The organism is Micromonospora sp. R311 (assembly GCF_056780015.1).
The window spans coordinates 44,373-61,203 of sequence record NZ_JBSWCE010000015.1 but is presented as its reverse complement, the minus strand read 5'-3'; the positions used below and the strand labels follow the sequence as shown (position 1 = coordinate 61,203).

Genomic DNA, 16,831 nt, shown 5'->3' with positions numbered 1-16,831 from the left:
CCCGACGAACGGTGCTGCGCGCGGGGGCGCTGCTGGCCCTCGGCGGCGCGGTCGCGCCGCTGACCGGCTGTGATCTTCTCGACCGCGACGGCGACCCCGCCCCCGGCCCCGATCCGCTCGCGCCGCTGGTTGAGGAGTCGCTCCGGCTGGCCGCCGGACACCGGGCGGCCGCCGCCGCCCATCCGGCGCTGGCCGACCGGCTCACCCCGATCGCCGAGGCGCACCAGGCGCACGCGGCCGAACTCGCCCGGGTGATCGGCACCCCGCTGCCGTCGGCGCCCGCACCGACCCCGTCCGACCCCGCGGCGACCGACCCGGACGCGGCCCTCGGCGCGCTGCGCGAGGCGGAACGCGCCGGCCGGCAGACCGCGACGAAGGCCTGCGCGGCGGCGCCGGCGGAGCGGGCCGCGCTGCTCGGCTCGATCGCCGCCGCCCGGGCCACCCACGTGGAGGCACTGAAGTGACGCAGCCGACCGCCCCGGCCGGGCCCCCCGCCGTCCTGGCCGACGCGCTCACCGCCGAGTACGCCGCCATCTGGGCGTACGGCCCGATCGGGGTGCGACTCACCGGAGCCGCCCGGGAGGCCGCCCGGGACGCCGAGGCGGCCCACCGGAGCCGCCGGGACGCCCTGGTGCTCCGGTTGAGCACCACCGGCGGGACGGTCCCGCCGGACCGGGCCGGCTACGCGCTGCCGTTTCCGGTGACCGACCGGGCGAGCGCGCTGCGGCTGGCGGTGGAGGTCGAGGAGCGGACCGCGGCGTTCTGGCGGGCGGCCCTGCCGGACACCACCGGAGCGGACCGGGACCAGGCGCTGGCCGCCCTGGTGGAGTACGCGCTGCGCGCCACCCGCTGGCGGCGCACCGCCGGGATCACCCCACTGACCGTGCCGTTCCCCGGCCGACCCGCCTGACCTCGGCCGCAGGGCCGTCGCGCCTCCGGTTGCGGGTGGCATACCAGGTATGCATACTCCGTTGCCATGTCCATCCGTCACGGGTTGCTCGCCCTGCTCGAACGCGGCCAGATGTACGGCTACCAGCTGCGCGCCGCGTTCGAGGAGTCGACCGGCTCGACCTGGCCGTTGAACATCGGGCAGGTCTACACCACCCTGTCCCGTCTGGAACGGGACGGGTTGGTCCGGTCGCTGCCCGAGAGCGAGGCCGGGCAGCGCCCGTACGAGATCACCGACGCCGGGCGCGCGGACCTGGCCCTGTGGTTCGCCACCCCGATCAGCCGGGCCGACCGCCCCCGGGACGAACTGGCGATCAAGCTCGCCCTGGCGCTGACCACCCCGGGCGTGGACGTCCGGTCGGTGGTGCAGACCCAACGCAGCGCGACCATGCGCACGCTGCAGGAGTTGACCCGGTTGAAGTACGCCAGCGACCGCCCCGAGGACCTGCCGTGGCGGCTGGTGCTGGACGCGATGGTGTTCCAGGCCGAGGCGGAGGTCCGCTGGCTGGACCACTGCGAGAGCAGCCTGGTGCGGTACCGGCCGGCGGGTGGCGGGCCGACGACCACGGCCGGGGCGGTGGACCGGGCCGACGAGGAGGTACGCCGGTGAGCACGGGCGGGGAGCCGGACGGTCCGCGGAGCGCGGCGGACGACGCCGTGCTCGACCTGCGCGACGTGCACCGCACCCACGGCACCGGCCCGGCCGCCGTGCACGCCCTGCGCGGGGTGAGCCTGTCGGTGCGACCGGGTGAGCTGGTCGCGGTGATGGGCCCGTCCGGCTCCGGGAAGTCGACCCTGCTGGCCCTCGCCGGCGGACTGGACAGCCCGACCGCCGGCGAGGTGCGTGTCGAGGGCCAGCCGCTGGGCGAGCTGGACCGGCGGCGGCTGGCGCAACTGCGCCGGCGCCGGATCGGCTACGTCTTCCAGGACCTCAACCTGCTCGGCAGCCTCACCGCGGTGGAGAACGTCGCCCTCCCGCTCGAACTCGACGGCGCCGGCGCGCGGCGGGCCCGCCGGCTGGCCACGGACGCGCTGGCCGAGGTGGGCCTGCCCGAGCTGGGCGACCGCTTCCCGGACCAGCTCTCCGGCGGGCAGCAGCAGCGGGTGTCGATCGCCCGGGCGCTGGTCGGCGAGCGCCGGCTGGTGCTGGCCGACGAACCGACCGGCGCGCTCGACTCGCAGACCGGCGAGGCGGTGCTGCACCTGCTGCGCCGCCGGGTGGACGCGGGCGCGGCCGGGGTGCTGGTCACCCACGAGGCGCGGCACGCCGCCTGGGCCGACCGGGTGGTGTTCCTGCGGGACGGGGTGCTGGTCGACACGACCGCGCCGCTGGTCGGTGTCGAGCAGCTGTTGACCGGCAGCGGGCGGTGAGCCCGCGCCGCGACACCCGGCTCGCCGGGGCGATCGGGTCCTGGCGGGCGGCGCTGCGCATCGCCCGGCGGGAGGCACGCCGCGCCCGGGGCCGGACCGCGCTGGTGCTGGCCATGATCACCCTGCCGGTGCTGGCGCTGAGCTTCGCCGCCGCCAGCTACGACATGTCCGAGCTGACCCGCGCCGAGCAGGTCGAACGCCAGCTCGGGACCGCCGACGCCGAGCTGCGCTGGGTCGGCCCGGGCCCGGTGACGCAGGACGCCTGGGGAGACGGCTGGAGCCACCACGGCGAATCCGGCCCGCCGCCCGGACCGATCACCGCCGAGCAGGTCACCGCGCTGCTGCCGGCCGGCGGTCGGGCCCTGGAGGTACGCCGCTGGGTGCCGGTCCCGGTCCGCCTCGGCGACCGGGACGAGACGCTCTCCGGCCGGGTGGTCGACCTCACCGACCCGCTCGGTGCGGGGCTCGCCCGGCTCCGCTCCGGGCGGCCACCGGCCGGGGCGGGCGAGATCGCGCTGAACCCGGCGGCGTCGCGCCGGCTGCACGTCCGCCCCGGCGGCACGGTGACCGCCGCCGACGGCTCCACCACCTACACCGTGGTCGGCGTGGTCGAGTTTCCCGAGGAACTGGGTCCGGTGGCGGCGCTGCACCCGGCCGCCGCGCCCGACGCCGGGGCGGCGCCGGACCGCACCTTCCTGGTCGACCTGCCCGCCGCCCTCGACGGCGACCTGGTCCGCCGACTCAACGACGCCGGGATCGTGGTGACCGCCCGCACCCCGGCGCCGGTCCCCCCGCCGCCCGCCGACGCCGCCCTCTGGCCGGGCCGCTCCCCCGCGGTCGACGTCGAGCAGATGAGCACCGGGGTGCTGGTCGGCGGGCTGGGGTTGCTGGAGGTGGTGCTCCTGGTCGGGCCGGCCTTCGCGGTCGGCGTACGGCGCCGGCGGCGGGACCTCGCGCTGGTGGCGGTGGCCGGCGGGGACGCCGCCCAGCTGCGCCGGATCGTGCTGGCCGACGGGGTGGTGCTCGGTGCGGTCGGGGCCGTCGCCGGGGTGGCGCTCGGCGTCGCGGCCGCGTTCGCCGGCCGGCCACTGGTGGAGCAGTACCTGTTCGGGGCGCGCTTCGGTGGGTACCGCTGCTGGCCGGCGGCGCTGGCGACGATCGCCGGAGTCGCGGTGCTGGCCGGGGTGCTCGCCGCGCTGGCGCCGGCCTGGACGGCCGCCCGGCAGGACGTGGTCGCCGGGCTGGCCGGGCGGCGCACCGTCCCGGCCCACCGGCGGCGGTGGCTGACCGTCGGGCTGGTGCTGGCGGCCGGCGGCGCGGCGGTGGCCGCGGCCGGCGCGGCCGCGAGCAGCCCCACCGTGACCCTCGCCGGGTTGGTGCTCGGCGAGTTGGGGCTGGTCTTCGCCACCCCCACGCTGGTCGGGTCGCTCGCCCGGATCGGCCGGGCGCTGCCGCTGGCTCCCCGGATCGCGCTGCGCGACGCCAGCCGCAACCGGTCCTCGACCGCGCCGGCCATCTCCGCGGTGATGGCGGCGGTCGCCGGCAGCGTCGCCCTCGGCGTCTACCTGGCCAGCGACGAGGCCCGCGCCGACCGGATGTACGAGCCGAACCTGCCGTACGGCAACGCCGTGGTCGGTCACCCGCACCCGCTCGGCCCGGACGGCACCGCGATTCGGGCGCGGGTCGCCGCGGCGGCCCGCGCCCAGCTCGGCACCGGTGACATCGCGCCGTTGGCCACGGCCGACTGCACGGCGGACGGCGGCGGCTGCGCGGTGAGCCCGATGCTGCCCGCGGAGCGGGTCTGCCCGTGGTCGCCCGGCGACGGCCTCTCCGCCGCGGATCGCCGGCGGGCCCGGGCCGACGCCCGTTGCCGGGACGGGATCGACGACCGCTACGGCGGATACTTCCAGGTGGTGGTGGACGACGGGAGCGCCCTGCCGATCCTCACCGGCGCCGAGCCGGCGGACGCGGCCGCCGCCACCGCCGTGCTGCGGGCCGGCGGGGTGGTGGTCACCGATCCGCGCTACCTGGTCGACGGCCGGGTGCGGGTGCGGGTCAGCCACTTCGGCGACGACCCGGACGCCCCGCCGCCGGCCACCGCCAGCCTGCCCGGTCACGCGCTGCGCACCGGCATCAGCGCCGACCGGCTGCTGCTCTCGGCGCCGGCGGCCGACCGTCTCGGACTGGTCACCCGGTCCATCGGATGGGCGGTCGACGGGGTGCCGGACCAGCGCCGGCAGGACCGCTTCCTCGCCGCGCTGCGCCCGCTCCGGCTACCGGTGGAGATCGAGCGGGGCCGCGAGGAGAGCGCGGCGCGTCCGCTGCTGCTCCTGCTGGCGGCCGCGTCCGGGGTGATCACGGTGGGCGCCGCGGGCATCGCCACCGGGCTCGCGGCGGCCGAGGGCCGGGCGGACCTGTCCACCCTGGCGGCGGTGGGGGCCGGTCCGGGGGTACGCCGCCTGCTGTCGCTCTGCCAGGCCGGCGTGATCGCCGTGCTCGGCTCGGCGCTCGGCATCGTCGCCGGGCTCGGCACCGCCCTGATCATCCTGACCGCGACCAACCGGCGGTACGCCGCGAGCTGGCCCGTGTCGGAGCCGTATCCGGTGGTCGTCCCGTGGACCGTCCTCGGCGTCCTGGTGCTGGTGCCGCTGGTCGCGATGCTCGGCGCGGGCCTGTTCACCCGGTCCCGGCTGCCGATCGAGCGCCGGCTGGACTGAACCGCGCCCTGCCGGACCCGGGGGGTGCCGCGGACGGCCGCCAGCCGGCACACTGGGCACCGTGCCCGTGCTGGGATCCCTCACCCGCCGACTCGGCCACCACCGCTGGTTCGGCGCCGCCGCCCGTCTGCTCGTCCCCGCCGACCGGTTGGTCGGGCGGCTCACCCGGGGGCGGGTGGTCGCGCTCGGGCTCGTCCCGTCGCTGGTCATCACCACCACCGGCCGCCGCTCCGGCAAGCCGCGCAGCAACCCGCTGCTCTACGTGCCGGACGGCGACGCGTACGTGGTGACCGGGTCGAACTGGGGCCAGCCGCACCAGCCCGGATGGGCGCTGAACCTGCTCGCCGACCCGGCCGCCGAGGTGGCCGTCAAGGGCCGCCGGATCCCGGTGCGCGCCGAGGTGGCCACCGGCGCCGAACGGGAGCGGCTCTGGCAGCTGCTGGTGACCGAGTGGCCGGCGTACCGGACGTACGTCCAGCGGGCCGGTGGCCGGGAGATCCCCGTCTTCCGGCTGGTGCCCGCCGGGCGCGGCGCGCCCGCCACCCCGGGGGCGCCTGGCTAGGGTGGTGACGGCGCCCGGGCGACGGGCGGCACTCCGCACGAGGCAGGGGTGATCGGCGTGGACGCGAGCGCCGCGAACGCCGGGACGGACGCGTACCTGGACGATCCACGGTGGGCGGTGGCCGAGCGGGTGGCCGACGCCGCCCGGCGGCGGTTCCCGGCCGACGTGCTCGCGGTGGCGGTGCACGGCCCGCTCGCCCACGGCGACGACGACGGCGGCGGGGACGGCGAGCTCGGCCTGCTGGTGGTGACCTACCGGCCGGGCGCCGGGCCGCCCCCGGCCACCCGCCGGGTGGACGGCGTGCTGGTCGATCTCACGGTGGCCGGCGCGGACGACTACCTGACCCGGGCCCGCACGATCTCGTCGCTGTGGCCGCTGACCGCCGACCGGTTCGTCACCACCCGGCCGCTGCACGACCCGACCGGCTGGCTGCGCACGCTCCGCGACGAGCACCTGGGCCGGCTGGCCCGGGCCCGCCCCGCCGAGTTCAGCACCGCCGCCCGGCGGGCGTGGTACCGGGGCAGCGCGGCGCACGCCCGGGCCGCCCGGCTCGCCGAGTGGTACGAGACGGACCAGGCGCTGCTGATGCTGGGCGAGGCGCGGCTGGCGGCGGCGAGCGTCAGCGGCCTGCTCAGCCGCACCTACTTCCGCGACCCCGGCGACGCGGTGCGGCGTACCGGCCTGGCCGGCGCGGACATGACCGAGGTGGGCGCGGTGCTGGCCCGGCAGGCGGCGGAACTCGCCGCCCGCGGCCGCCCGGTCGACGGCACCGTCGACGACCTCCTCGACGGCTGACCCCGACCGGGAGCGCGGCGGGCCGAGCACGCCGGGCCGGCCAAGGGCCCGCGCCACCGGGTCAGCCGATGCCGCCCTGGACGCCGATCAGGGCGCCGATCAAATAGGTGGCCGCGGCGGCGGCGGCGCCCAGCAGCAGCTGGCGCAGGCCGCTGGACCACCAGGGCCGGTTGGTGAACCGGGCGACCACCGCCCCGGCCGCGAAGAGCCCGAGCCCGCCCACCCCGAGCGCCAGCCAGAGGTTGGTGAACCCGAGCAGGTAGGTCAGCAGCGGCACCAGGGCGCCGGCCGAGAAGAACAGGAACGACGAGATCGCCGCCGCCCAGGGGCTGGGCTGGTCGTCCGGGTCGACGCCCAACTCCTCCCGGACGTGCATCCGCAGCGCCTCCTCCGGGTTGCGCCGGACCGCCTCCGCGACCTGCATGGCGAGGTCGCGCGGCAGCCCCCGGGCCACCCAGGCGTCGGCCAGCTCGCGGGCCTCCGCCTCGGGGTGGCGTTCCAGCTCCCGCCGCTCCTTGGCCACCTCGGCGGCGACCTGCTCGTTGGCGGAGCGGACGCTGGTGTACTCGCCCAGCCCCATCGAGATGGCGCCGGCCACCAGGCCGGCGGTGCCGGTCAGCACGATGCTGCGCGGCGACACCCCGCCGCCGCCGACGCCCGCGATCAGGGCGATGTTGGTGACCAGCCCGTCCATCGCGCCGAACACCGCCGGGCGCAGCCAGCCGCCGGAGACGTCCGCGTGGTGCGCCTCGCGCAGCGCCGCCGGAGTCTCGGTCACGGCAGCGTGAGGATCTCGTGGCCGTCCTCGGTCACCACGATGGTGTGCTCGAACTGGGCCGTCCAGCGGCGGTCCTTGGTGACCACCGTCCAGCCGTCGTCCCACATGTCGTACTGGTAGGTGCCGAGGGTGATCATCGGCTCGATGGTGAAGGTCATCCCGGGCTCCATCAGGTCGGTGGGGCGCGGGCTGTCGTAGTGCGGCACGTAGAGGCCGCTGTGGAAGGACTCGCCGATGCCGTGGCCGGTGAAGTCGCGGACCACCCCGTAACCGAAGCGCTTCGCGTACGACTCGATGACCCGGCCGATCACGTTGATCTGGCGGCCCGGGGCGACCGCCCGGATGCCCCGCATCATCGCCTCGTGGGTCCGCTCGACCAGCAGCCGGGCCTCCTCGCTCACCTCGCCCACGCAGAAGGTGGCGTCGGTGTCGCCGTGCACCCCGTTGAGGTAGGCGGTGACGTCGACGTTGATGATGTCGCCGTCCTGCAGGACCGTCGAGTCCGGGATGCCGTGACAGATCACCTCGTTGAGGCTGGTGCAGCAGGACTTCGGGAAGCCCTTGTAGCCCAGCGTCGAGGGGTAGGCCCCGTGGTCGCAGAGGAACTCGTGCACCACCCGGTCGATCTCGTCGGTGGTGACCCCCGGCTTGCAGTGCTCCCCGGCGAGCTGGGTGGCCTGCGCGGCGAGCCGGCCGGCGATCCGCATCTTCTCGATGGTCTCCGGCGTCTGCACGTGCGAGCCACGCCACTCCTGCGGACGCTTCTTGCCCACGTACTCCGGGCGGGGGATGTGGGCGGGCACCTGCCGCCACGGGGAGAGCGTGCCTGGGGTCAGCGGCGCACGGACGGTCATGACGCAAGCCTATCGCCGCGGGTGTGGTGAGCCGCGCCACTGCCCACCCCGTGGCGACGGTTGCCCAGCCAGGCCGCCTGTGCCATCGTGTTCGCGTGGATCAAGGGGGCACACCTCCCGTCTTCTCGGCGAGCGCCGAGATCGACGGCGATCACCTCCGCGTCGTGGTCGCCGGCGAGGTCGACATGGCCACCGCCGACACGATGGTGCAGACCGCGCTGCGCGAGCCCGCCGAGCGGATCACCCTCGACCTGCGCGCGGTGACCTTCTTCGACTCGGCGGCGATCCACGCGCTGGTGCGGCTCGCCCAGCGGTTCCCCGGCACGCTCACCGTGCTGCCGTCCCGGCAGGTCGGCCGGGTGCTGGAGATCGCCGGCCTGGGCGACCAGAGCTGGTTCCGCCCGGCCTGACGACCGCGCCCGCCGCGCGCCGGCCGGGCCCGCCCGGGTCAGTCCTGCAACCGCCGGCGCAGTGTCAGCTCCGTGCCGCCGGCGGTACGGCTGACGGTCAGCTCGCCCAGCGCCCTGATCAGCGACAGCCCGCGCCCCCGGAAGCCGGATCCGGTCGGCTCCCGCCACCGGCCGCTGTCCCGGACGGTGGCCACCACGGTGCGGTCCTCGATGGTCACCTCGACGCTGATCGTCGGGTCGGTCGGGTCGACCGGGTGCTCGATGGCGTTGGCCGCGGCCTCGGAGACCGCCACCGTCAGGTCGAACAGGTCCGTCTCGCCGACCCGGTGGGCGACCAGGAAGTCCTCCAGCCGCTTGCGCAGCACGCTCAGCCGGGTCGGGTCGGCCGGCAGCCGCAGCGCGAACCGGTTGAGGTCGGTGGCCTCCAGCGCGAGCACCGCGACGTCGTCCCGGCGGGGCCGCCCGGCGACCCGGCACACCACCGCGTCGACCAGGTCGGCCACGTGCTCGCCGCGCCCGGCCGCGTCGCCGCGCAGCCGGGCCAGCGCCTCGTCGATGCCGAGCTGCCGGTCCTCGATCAGGCCGTCGGTGTAGAGCAGCAGCCGGCTGCCGGCGGTCAGCTCGCCCTCCACCGTCCGGTAGGACGTGTCCCGGATCGCGCCGACCGGGGGTCCGAGCGCCCGGTCGTGCAGGAACGCCACGTGGTCTCCTCGGATCAGCAGCGGGGACGGGTGACCGGCGCTGGCGTACCGCAGCCGACCGGTCCGGGGACTGAACCAGAGGCAGACCACGGTGGCGAACGAGCGCCCCTCGGTGCTGCCGACGAGCCGGTTGAGCCGGGTCAGCGACTCGCCGGGGTCGAAGCCCTCCAGCACGTACGCGCGCAGCGCGTTGCGCAGCTGGCCCATCGCGGCGGCGGCCCGGACCCCCTTGCCGACCACGTCGCCGATCGCCAGCACCAGCTCGTCGTCGCCCAGCGCGACGACGTCGTACCAGTCGCCGCCGACCTCCACGTCGGCGGTGCCGGGCAGGTAGCGACTGGCGACCACGGCGCCGGGCAGCTGCGGCAGTGACCGGGGCAGCAGGCTGTGCTGCAGCGTGGTGGCGATGCGGTGCTCGGCCTCGTAGAGCTGGGCGTTCTCCAGCCGCACCCCGACCAGCCGGGCCAGCTGGGTGAGCGCCGCCTCGTCGGTGTCCGCGCCGTCCCCGGCCGCGCGCCAGACCAGCAGCTCGCCGAGCGCCTCGCCGGCGGTCCCGGTGAGGCCCAGCACGAACGAGGGCTCGGTCGAGGTGGTCCCGCCCCCGTCGGCCTCGTACCGGACCTCGCCGGCCGACACCACCACCCGGGCCGCCTCGGCCAGGTTCAGCGCGTGCCGCGCGGCGACCTGGAGCACCTCGGCGGTGGAGCGGGCGCCGTTCACCGCCACCGCGGCGTCGGCCAGCCCCCGCAGTCGCCGGATGATCTGCCCGCGGAGCTGCCCCAGCTCCACGTTGGCCCGGACCCGGGCGACCAGTTCCTGACCGGAGAAGGGTTTGGTGAGGTAGTCGTCGGCGCCGACCGAGAGGCCGGCGACCGCCTCGGCGGACCCGGCCCGGGCGGAGAGCAGCACGATCGGCAGGTACCGGGTCCGCGGGTCGGCACGCAGCGCCGCGACCAGCCCGAAGCCGTCCAGCCGGGGCATCATCACGTCGGTCAGCACCAGGTCGAAAGGCCTTTCCACGGCCCGCCGCAGGGCCTCCGCCCCGTCGGGGACCGCGACCACCTCCCAGGTCGGGGAGAGCAGCCGGGTGACGTGTTCGCGCAGGTCGGCGTTGTCGTCGGCGAGCAGGATCCGGCCCGCGGCGGGCCCGGTGCGCGGGCCGGCGGGGGCCGGCTCCGGGACCGGACCGGTCCAGAGCGCGGTCTCCGCGACGTAGAGGTCGGCGTGCCGCGGCTCGGCGTGCGGGCGGGTGTCCGCGTCGGCCACCCGGTCCTCCGGCAGGTGCCGGACGCCGAACGGGATGGTCACCGTGAACGTGCTGCCCGCGTCGACCCGGCTGCTGGCCGTCACCCGGCCACCGTGCATCTCGGCCAGCTCGCGGACCAGCGCGAGCCCGATCCCGGTGCCCTCGTGGGTCCGCGAGCGCACCCCGGGCACCCGGTGGAACCGCTCGAAGACGTGCGGCAGCTCGTCCGGCACGATGCCGACGCCGGTGTCGCTGACCTCGAGCCGGGCGGCCCCGTCGACCGCGCGGACCCGCACCCGGATCTCGCCGTGGAAGGTGAACTTCACCGCGTTCGAGACCAGGTTGAGGACGATCTTCTCCCACATCTCCCGGTCCACGAAGACCGGCGCGGGCAGCGGCGGGCAGTCCACCACCAGGCGCAGGCCGGCCCGCTCGGTCGCCGAGCGGAACGTGCTGGCCAGCCGGGCGGTGTAGCTGGCCAGGTCGGTGGGCTGGTAGTGGGCGGTGAGCCGGCCCGACTCCAGCCGGGAGAAGTCGAGCACGGTGTTGACGAGCTTGAGCAGCCGCATCGCGTTGCGGTGCATCACGGCGAGCCGGTCGGCATACGCCCCGGGCAGCGCCGGGTCGGCGAGCAGGTCCTCCAGCGGGCCGAGCACCAGGGTCAGCGGCGTGCGGAACTCGTGGCTGACGTTGGCGAAGAAGTTCGTCTTGGCCCGGTCGAGGGCGGCCAGCTGCGCGGCCCGGGCGCGCTCCTGCTCGTGCGCCAGCTGGCGGCCGACCGCCCGGGACAGCTGCGCGGCGACCAGGTCGACGAAGTTGCGGTAGTCGTCGGTGAGTGGGAGTCGGCGCGCGACGCCGAGCACCACGGCGCCGACGGTCTCGTGGGCGGCGGTGACCGGGAGCAGCAGCGCCTGTCCGGCGGCGCCGGCCGGTACCACGTCGAGCAGGTCGGCGACCTCGACGGCGCCGGCGCCGTCGGCGTCGAGGCGGGTGAGCACCGCCGACGGCGGCACCGTCACCGCGGCGGGGGCCACCCCGGCGCAGCCGGCGAGGGAGAACTCGCCGGCGCCGTCGCGCAGGTAGAGCAGGGCGAAGGGCAGGTCGGCGCGGTGCCGGTCGAGTACGCCGACGGCGACCCGGCCGAGTTCGGCCATGCCGTCCACCTCGGCCAGCTCAGAGCCCAGCTCGGCCAGGGCGCGCAGCCGGCGCTCGCCGAGCACCCGGCCGGTCGTCTCGTTGACGATGCAGAAGATGCCGTCGACCGTGCCGTCGGCGCCGCGGATCGGGTCGTAGGAGACGTTGAAGTAGGTCTCCTCGAGGAAGCCGTGCCGGTCGAGGAGGAACTGGTGGTCCTCGCCGCGGTAGGACCGGCCGGTCCGCCGGACCCCGTCGAGCAGCGGTCCCAGCACCTCCCAGGTCTCCTCCCAGTGGTGCCGGGCCGGCTGGCAGAGCGCCTCGGGGTGCTTGCCGCCGATGGTCGGGCGGTAGGCGTCGTTGTAGAAGGCCAGCCGCTCCTCGCCCCAGAACATCACGATCTGCGCGCTGGAGGCGAGCATCATGCTGACCGCGCTGGTCAGCGCCGACGGCCAGGCGCGCGGGTGGCCGACCGGGCTGGTGGGCCAGTCGACGGCGCGCAGCCGCTCGCCCATCTCGCCGCCGCTGGCGAAGGCGGCGGCGAGCAGTGGGGGAAGGTCTTCGTCGGCACCGTCGAGGGCGTGCTCCCCGTCCGCGCCCCCCAGGGCCGAGCTCATGCAACCTCCCGCTCCGGCCGTCCCCGCCCCGGCCGGTTGATCGACCGACCGTGCCCCGCCTTGTACCCCGGCGGAGCAGCAACGTAACGCATGGCGCCCGGTGGACGCTGGTTACCGGGACCACAGCCCGCCGGCCGTGTCGCACCACCCCGGCCCGGACGCCGGCGGTCCGCCGCTCCGGTTGCCGGGAGCCCCCGCGCCAGCAGGTTCGGTCCCGTTGATGGGACTTACCCCGAGCGGCGGAGCAACCGCCCGAACCGGAATGTGACCTCGGTAACACTTCGCGACCGTCCACATCGCGCACCCGGCACCACCGGCGCCATCCGGTCACCGGGGCGCGGCGGTCCGGCTTCCGGCGGCCCGGACCAGCGCGGTGAGCGGACGGGGGTCGACGGCGTTCTCCGGGTGCCACTGCACGCCCAGCACGAAGGGGCGGTCCGGGTCCTCGACCGCCTCCACGACCCCGTCGTCCGACCAACCGGTGACGACCAGCCGCCCCGGGTCGGCGACCGCCTGGTGGTGGTACGAGTCGACCCGGTCCACGCCGGCCATCACCCGCGCCGCGAGGCTGCCGGGGGTGAACCGCACGCCGTGCGCCCCGTAGACCCCGGCGGCGGGGCGGTGCCCCTCGTGGCCTACCAGGTCGGGCAGGTGCTGGTGCAGCGCGCCGCCGCAGGCCACCACGAGCAGTTGCATCCCCCGGCAGACGCCGAGCACCGGCAGCCGGGCGTCGAGCGCGGCGTCAAGCAGGATCAGCTCACCGGCGTCCCGCCCCGGCCGGCTCTCCGTCCGGGGCGCGGGTGGCTGGCCGTACCGGGCCGGGTCGACGTCGGCGCCGCCGGCCAGCACCAGCCCGTCGAGCACCCGCACCACGTCGGCGTCCAGGTCGTCCGGCGGCAGCACCACCGCCCGGCCACCGGCCGCGGTCACCGCCCGGACGTACGCCTCGGGCACCAGCACCGCAGGGACGTCCCGCCACACCCCCCAGCCGGCCGGCTCGACGTACGCGGTGACGCCGATCAGCGGCCGGGTCACAGCGGCGTCACGTACGCGCCGGTGATGCCGCCGTCGACGACGAACTGGGCGGCGGTCATGAAGGAGGCGTCGTCGCTGGCCAGGAAGGCCACCGCGGCGGCGATCTCCTCGGGTTCGCCGAACCGGCCCATCGGCACGTGCACCAGCCGGCGGGCGGCCCGCTCCGGGTCGGCGGCGAAGAGTTCCCGCAGCAGCGGGGTGGCGACCGGGCCGGGACAGAGCGCGTTGACCCGGATGCCCTCCCGGGCGAACTGCACGCCCAGCTCCCGGGTCATCGCCAGCACCCCGCCCTTGCTCGCGGTGTACGCGATCTGCGAGGTGGCCGCCCCCATCAGCGCCACGAACGAGGCGGTGTTGATGATCGAACCCCTGCCCTGCCGGCGCATGTGCGGGATGGCGTACTTGCAGCAGAGGTAGACGCTGGTGGTGTTGACCCGCAGCACCCGTTCCCAGGCCTCGATCCCGGTGGTCAGGATGGAGTCGTCCTCGGGCGGGGAGATGCCGGCGTTGTTGAAGGCGATGTCCACCCGGCCGTGCCGCGCGGCCACCCCGTCGAACAGGTCCCGGACGGCCGCCTCGTCGGCGACGTCCGCCGCGACGAACTCGCCGCGGATCTCGTCCGCCACCCGCTTGCCCGCCTCGGCGTCGATGTCGACGCAGACCACCCGGGCCCTCTCGGCGGCGAACCGCCGTGCCGTGGCCAGCCCGATCCCACTGCCCGCCCCGGTGACCACGGCCACCCGGTCCTGCAACCGACCCTGCACTGGTCCTCCCCCATCTGCTCGGCCGGCGTCCACCGGCTCAGCCGTCCGTCGCGATGAACACGTTCTTGACGTCGGTGAAGGCGTGCAGCGCGTCCGGGCCGAGTTCCCGGCCCAGCCCGGAGCGCTTCATCCCGCCGAACGGGGTCCAGTACCGCACCGAGGAGTGCGAGTTGACGCTGAGGTTGCCCGACTCCACCGCCCGCGCCACCCGCACCGCCCGGCCCACGTCCCGGGTCCAGATCGAACCGGAGAGGCCGTACTCGGTGTCGTTGGCGAGCCGGACCGCCTCGGCCTCGTCGTCGAACGGCAGCACCGAGACCACCGGGCCGAAGATCTCCTCCCGCCAGTGCCGGTCGGCGGGCGTGTCGGCGAGCAGCACGGTCGGCGGGTACCACCAGCCGGCGCCCGCCGGGCAGGAGCCGGTGAAGGCCACCCGCGCGTCGTCGACGTAGCCGGCGACCCGGTCGCGCTGGGCGGCGGAGATCAGCGGTCCCATCTCGGCGGTCTCCCGGGCCGGGTCCTCGACCCGCAGGGCGCGCACCGCCGGTTCGAGCAGTTCGAGGAACCGGTCGTACACCGGCCGCTGGACCAGGATCCGGGACCGGGCGCAGCAGTCCTGCCCGGCGTTGTCGAAGACCGCGTACGGCGCGGTCGCCGCGGCCCGCTCCAGGTCGGCGTCGGCGAAGACCAGGTTGGCGCTCTTGCCACCCAGCTCCAGGGTGACCCGCTTCACCTGCGCCGCGCAGCCGGCCATGATCCGGGTGCCGACCTCGGTGGAGCCGGTGAAGCAGACCTTGCGGACGGCGGGGTGGGTGACGAACCGCTCGCCGACCACCGGGCCCGCCCCGGGCAGCACGGTGAACACGTCCTCGGGCAGCCCCGCCTCGCGGGCCAGTTCGGCCAGGCGCAGCGCGGTCAGCGGGGTCAGCTCGGCCGGTTTGAGCACCACCGTGTTGCCGGCCGCCAGCGCGGGCGCGAAACCCCAGGCGGCGATCGGCATCGGGAAGTTCCACGGCACGATCACCCCGACCACCCCGAGCGGTTCGTGGAAGGTGACGTCCAGGCCGCCCGGCACCGGGATCTGCCGGCCGGTGAGCCGTTCCGGCGCGCCGGCGTAGTAGTCGAGCACGTCCCGGACGTTGCCCGCCTCCCACCGGGCGTTGCCGATGGTGTGCCCCGAGTTGCGCACCTCCAGCCGCGCCAGCTCCTCCAGGTGCGCGTCCACCACGGCCGCGAACCGCCGCAGTAGCCGCGCCCGGTCCCCCGGCGCGACCCCCCGCCACCGCTCGTACGCCTCCGCCGCCCGCCCGATCGCCGCGTCGACCTCGCCCGCCGAGGCCCCCGCCACCTCCCCCACCACGTCCCCGGTGGCCGGATCCACCACGCTCGTCACGCCCCCCGCCCTCCCTCTCGCCGATGGTGCGGTTGCCGCCCCGGCAAAAGCCGCTCATCACCACGAGCCAGGGGCGGCGGAGAGTGCACGATCGCGGGGAGCCGCCGCGGGTCAGAGGCGTTCGAAGCCACGGAAGAGCTCCCAGTCGGTGACGGCGGCGTCGAAGGCGGCCAGCTCGACGCGGGCCTGGTTGGCGTAGTGGGCGACCACCTCGGCGCCGAACGCCTCGGTGGCGAGAGGGGACGCTTCCCAGAGGGCGAGGGCGTCGCGCAGCGTGCCCGGGACCCGCTCGGCGGCCCGGTCGTCGTACGCGTTGCCGGTGCACTCCTCGCCCAGCGGCAGCTCCCGCTCGATGCCGTGCACCGCGCCGGCGACCAGCGCCGCGATGGCCAGGTACGGGTTGACGTCCGCGCCGGGCACCCGGTTCTCCACCCGCATGCCCTGGCCGTGGCCGACCAGCCGCAGTGCGCAGGTGCGGTTGTCGGTGCCCCACCGCAGCGCGGTCGGGGCGAACGAGCCGGGCTGGTAGCGCTTGTAGGAGTTGACGTTCGGGGCGAAGAAGAGGCTGAACTCCCGCATGCTGGCCAGCAGCCCGGCCAGCACCCGCTGGCCGGTCGCCGACAGGTGCGCCGGCCCGTCGCCGAGCATCGCCGAGCGGCCGGTGGCGTCGCGCAGCGAGAAGTGGATGTGGCAGGAGTTGCCCTCGCGGGCGTTCGGCTTGGCCATGAAGGTGATCGACATGCCCTCCTGGGCGGCGATCTCCTTGGCCCCGTTCTTGTAGATGACGTGGTGGTCGGCGCAGGCCACCGCCTCGTCGTAGCGGAAGGCGATCTCGTGCTGGCCGAGGTTGCACTCGCCCTTGGCGCTCTCCGGGCTCAGCCCGGCGCCGGCCATCTCGCGCCGGATGCGCCGCAGCAGCGGCTCCACCCGGGCGGTGCCGAGCAGCGAGTAGTCCACGTTGTACTGGTTGGCGGGGGTCAGTTCCCGGTAGCCGCGCCGCCAGGCCTCCTCGTACGAGTCGCGGAACAGCACGAACTCCAGCTCGGTGCCGGCGTACGCGGTCAGCCCGTGCCCGGCCAGCCGCTCCACCTGCCGGCGCAGGATCTGCCGTGGCGAGGCGACCACCGGGCCGGCGCCGTCCAGCCAGGCCAGGTCGGCCAGCAGCAGGGCGGTGCCGGGCTGCCAGGGCACCCGGCGCAGCGTCTCGAAGTCGGGCAGCAGGGCGAAGTCGCCGTAGCCGCGCTCCCAGCCCGACATGGCGTACCCGTCGACGGTGTTCATGTCGACGTCGACGGCGAGCAGGTAGTTGCAGCCCTCGCTGCCGTGCGCGACCACCTGGTCCAGGAAGTACGGCGCGTGGAACCGCTTGCCCTGCAACCGGCCCTGCATGTCGACCAGGGCCAGCACCACCGTGTCGATCTCGCGCTCGGCGACGGCGACCCGCAGCTGTTCCAGTGTGAGCGGTGCTCTCCTCATCCGCGGGCCTCCATCACCAAGGTCTACCGG

General features: G+C 75.8%; 15 protein-coding genes. 8 read left to right on the top strand and 7 right to left on the bottom strand.

Going from position 1 to position 16,831, the window contains the following annotated elements; translation table 11 throughout:
- Window positions 1-11 precede the first annotated feature (11 nt).
- From AC1WTP_RS14830 to AC1WTP_RS14800, 7 genes are all read left to right on the top strand, one after another.
- On the top strand, window positions 12-464 hold the full coding sequence (locus AC1WTP_RS14830; protein WP_481649832.1) for a hypothetical protein: 453 nt from the start codon (window positions 12-14) through the stop codon (window positions 462-464).
- The gene (locus AC1WTP_RS14825; protein WP_481649831.1) at window positions 461-910 is read left to right on the top strand and encodes a ferritin-like domain-containing protein; all 450 of its coding nucleotides are present in this window, start codon (window positions 461-463) and stop codon (window positions 908-910) included. Before AC1WTP_RS14830 ends, AC1WTP_RS14825 begins: the two co-directional genes overlap by 4 nt.
- Window positions 911-976: 66 nt before the next feature.
- A complete protein-coding gene (locus AC1WTP_RS14820; protein WP_481649830.1) occupies window positions 977-1,558 on the top strand; it encodes a PadR family transcriptional regulator in 582 nt (193 codons plus the stop codon).
- Window positions 1,555-2,319 carry an ABC transporter ATP-binding protein gene (locus tag AC1WTP_RS14815; RefSeq protein ID WP_481649829.1) on the top strand — a complete coding sequence of 255 codons (765 nt, stop codon included), beginning with the start codon at window positions 1,555-1,557 and terminating at the stop codon, window positions 2,317-2,319. Before AC1WTP_RS14820 ends, AC1WTP_RS14815 begins: the two co-directional genes overlap by 4 nt.
- Entirely contained in the window at window positions 2,316-5,036 is a 2,721-nt protein-coding gene (locus AC1WTP_RS14810; protein ID WP_481649828.1) for an FtsX-like permease family protein, read from the top strand. Before AC1WTP_RS14815 ends, AC1WTP_RS14810 begins: the two co-directional genes overlap by 4 nt.
- A gap of 61 nt (window positions 5,037-5,097) precedes the next feature.
- Complete coding sequence (locus AC1WTP_RS14805) at window positions 5,098-5,598, top strand: nitroreductase/quinone reductase family protein (RefSeq protein WP_481649827.1); 501 nt, start codon at window positions 5,098-5,100, stop codon at window positions 5,596-5,598.
- 57 nt (window positions 5,599-5,655) lie between these two features.
- Window positions 5,656-6,393, top strand: coding sequence for a nucleotidyltransferase domain-containing protein (locus tag AC1WTP_RS14800; RefSeq protein ID WP_481649826.1), 738 nt, complete (start codon window positions 5,656-5,658; stop codon window positions 6,391-6,393).
- 61 nt (window positions 6,394-6,454) lie between these two features.
- Here the strand turns inward: AC1WTP_RS14800 and AC1WTP_RS14795 are convergent, their stop codons facing one another.
- A complete protein-coding gene (locus tag AC1WTP_RS14795; RefSeq protein WP_481649825.1) occupies window positions 6,455-7,171 on the bottom strand; it encodes a VIT1/CCC1 transporter family protein in 717 nt (238 codons plus the stop codon).
- Window positions 7,168-8,025, bottom strand: coding sequence for a type I methionyl aminopeptidase (map, locus tag AC1WTP_RS14790; RefSeq protein WP_447135585.1), 858 nt, complete (start codon window positions 8,023-8,025; stop codon window positions 7,168-7,170). The genes AC1WTP_RS14795 and map overlap by 4 nt, the downstream gene beginning before the upstream one ends.
- 95 nt (window positions 8,026-8,120) lie before the next feature.
- Here map and AC1WTP_RS14785 point away from each other — a divergent pair, with 95 nt between their 5' ends.
- Window positions 8,121-8,435, top strand: a complete 315-nt coding sequence (locus AC1WTP_RS14785) for an STAS domain-containing protein (RefSeq protein WP_481649824.1) — start codon at window positions 8,121-8,123, stop codon at window positions 8,433-8,435.
- A gap of 38 nt (window positions 8,436-8,473) precedes the next feature.
- On the opposite strand, the gene AC1WTP_RS14780 is transcribed toward AC1WTP_RS14785, so the two are convergent.
- The 5 genes from AC1WTP_RS14780 to AC1WTP_RS14760 form a co-directional block, all read right to left on the bottom strand.
- On the bottom strand, window positions 8,474-12,133 hold the full coding sequence (locus tag AC1WTP_RS14780) for a SpoIIE family protein phosphatase (protein WP_481649823.1): 3,660 nt from the start codon (window positions 12,131-12,133) through the stop codon (window positions 8,474-8,476).
- A 327-nt stretch (window positions 12,134-12,460) separates the two neighbouring features.
- Window positions 12,461-13,168, bottom strand: a complete 708-nt coding sequence (locus tag AC1WTP_RS14775; protein ID WP_481649822.1) for a gamma-glutamyl-gamma-aminobutyrate hydrolase family protein — start codon at window positions 13,166-13,168, stop codon at window positions 12,461-12,463.
- Window positions 13,165-13,932, bottom strand: a complete 768-nt coding sequence (locus AC1WTP_RS14770; RefSeq protein ID WP_481649821.1) for a 3-oxoacyl-ACP reductase — start codon at window positions 13,930-13,932, stop codon at window positions 13,165-13,167. The genes AC1WTP_RS14775 and AC1WTP_RS14770 overlap by 4 nt, the downstream gene beginning before the upstream one ends.
- 37 nt (window positions 13,933-13,969) lie before the next feature.
- Window positions 13,970-15,325, bottom strand: coding sequence for an aldehyde dehydrogenase family protein (locus AC1WTP_RS14765; RefSeq protein WP_481649820.1), 1,356 nt, complete (start codon window positions 15,323-15,325; stop codon window positions 13,970-13,972).
- A gap of 111 nt (window positions 15,326-15,436) precedes the next feature.
- On the bottom strand, window positions 15,437-16,801 hold the full coding sequence (locus AC1WTP_RS14760; RefSeq protein WP_481649819.1) for a glutamine synthetase family protein: 1,365 nt from the start codon (window positions 16,799-16,801) through the stop codon (window positions 15,437-15,439).
- Window positions 16,802-16,831: the final 30 nt, after the last annotated feature.

Coding starts and splice junctions, on each gene's coding strand:
- AC1WTP_RS14780 (WP_481649823.1), bottom strand. CDS start 12,133: ATGAGCTCGGCCCTGGGGGGCGCGGACGGGGAGCACGCCCTCGACGGT.
- AC1WTP_RS14820 (WP_481649830.1), top strand. CDS start 977: ATGTCCATCCGTCACGGGTTGCTCGCCCTGCTCGAACGCGGCCAGATG.
- map (WP_447135585.1), bottom strand. CDS start 8,025: ATGACCGTCCGTGCGCCGCTGACCCCAGGCACGCTCTCCCCGTGGCGG.
- AC1WTP_RS14760 (WP_481649819.1), bottom strand. CDS start 16,801: ATGAGGAGAGCACCGCTCACACTGGAACAGCTGCGGGTCGCCGTCGCC.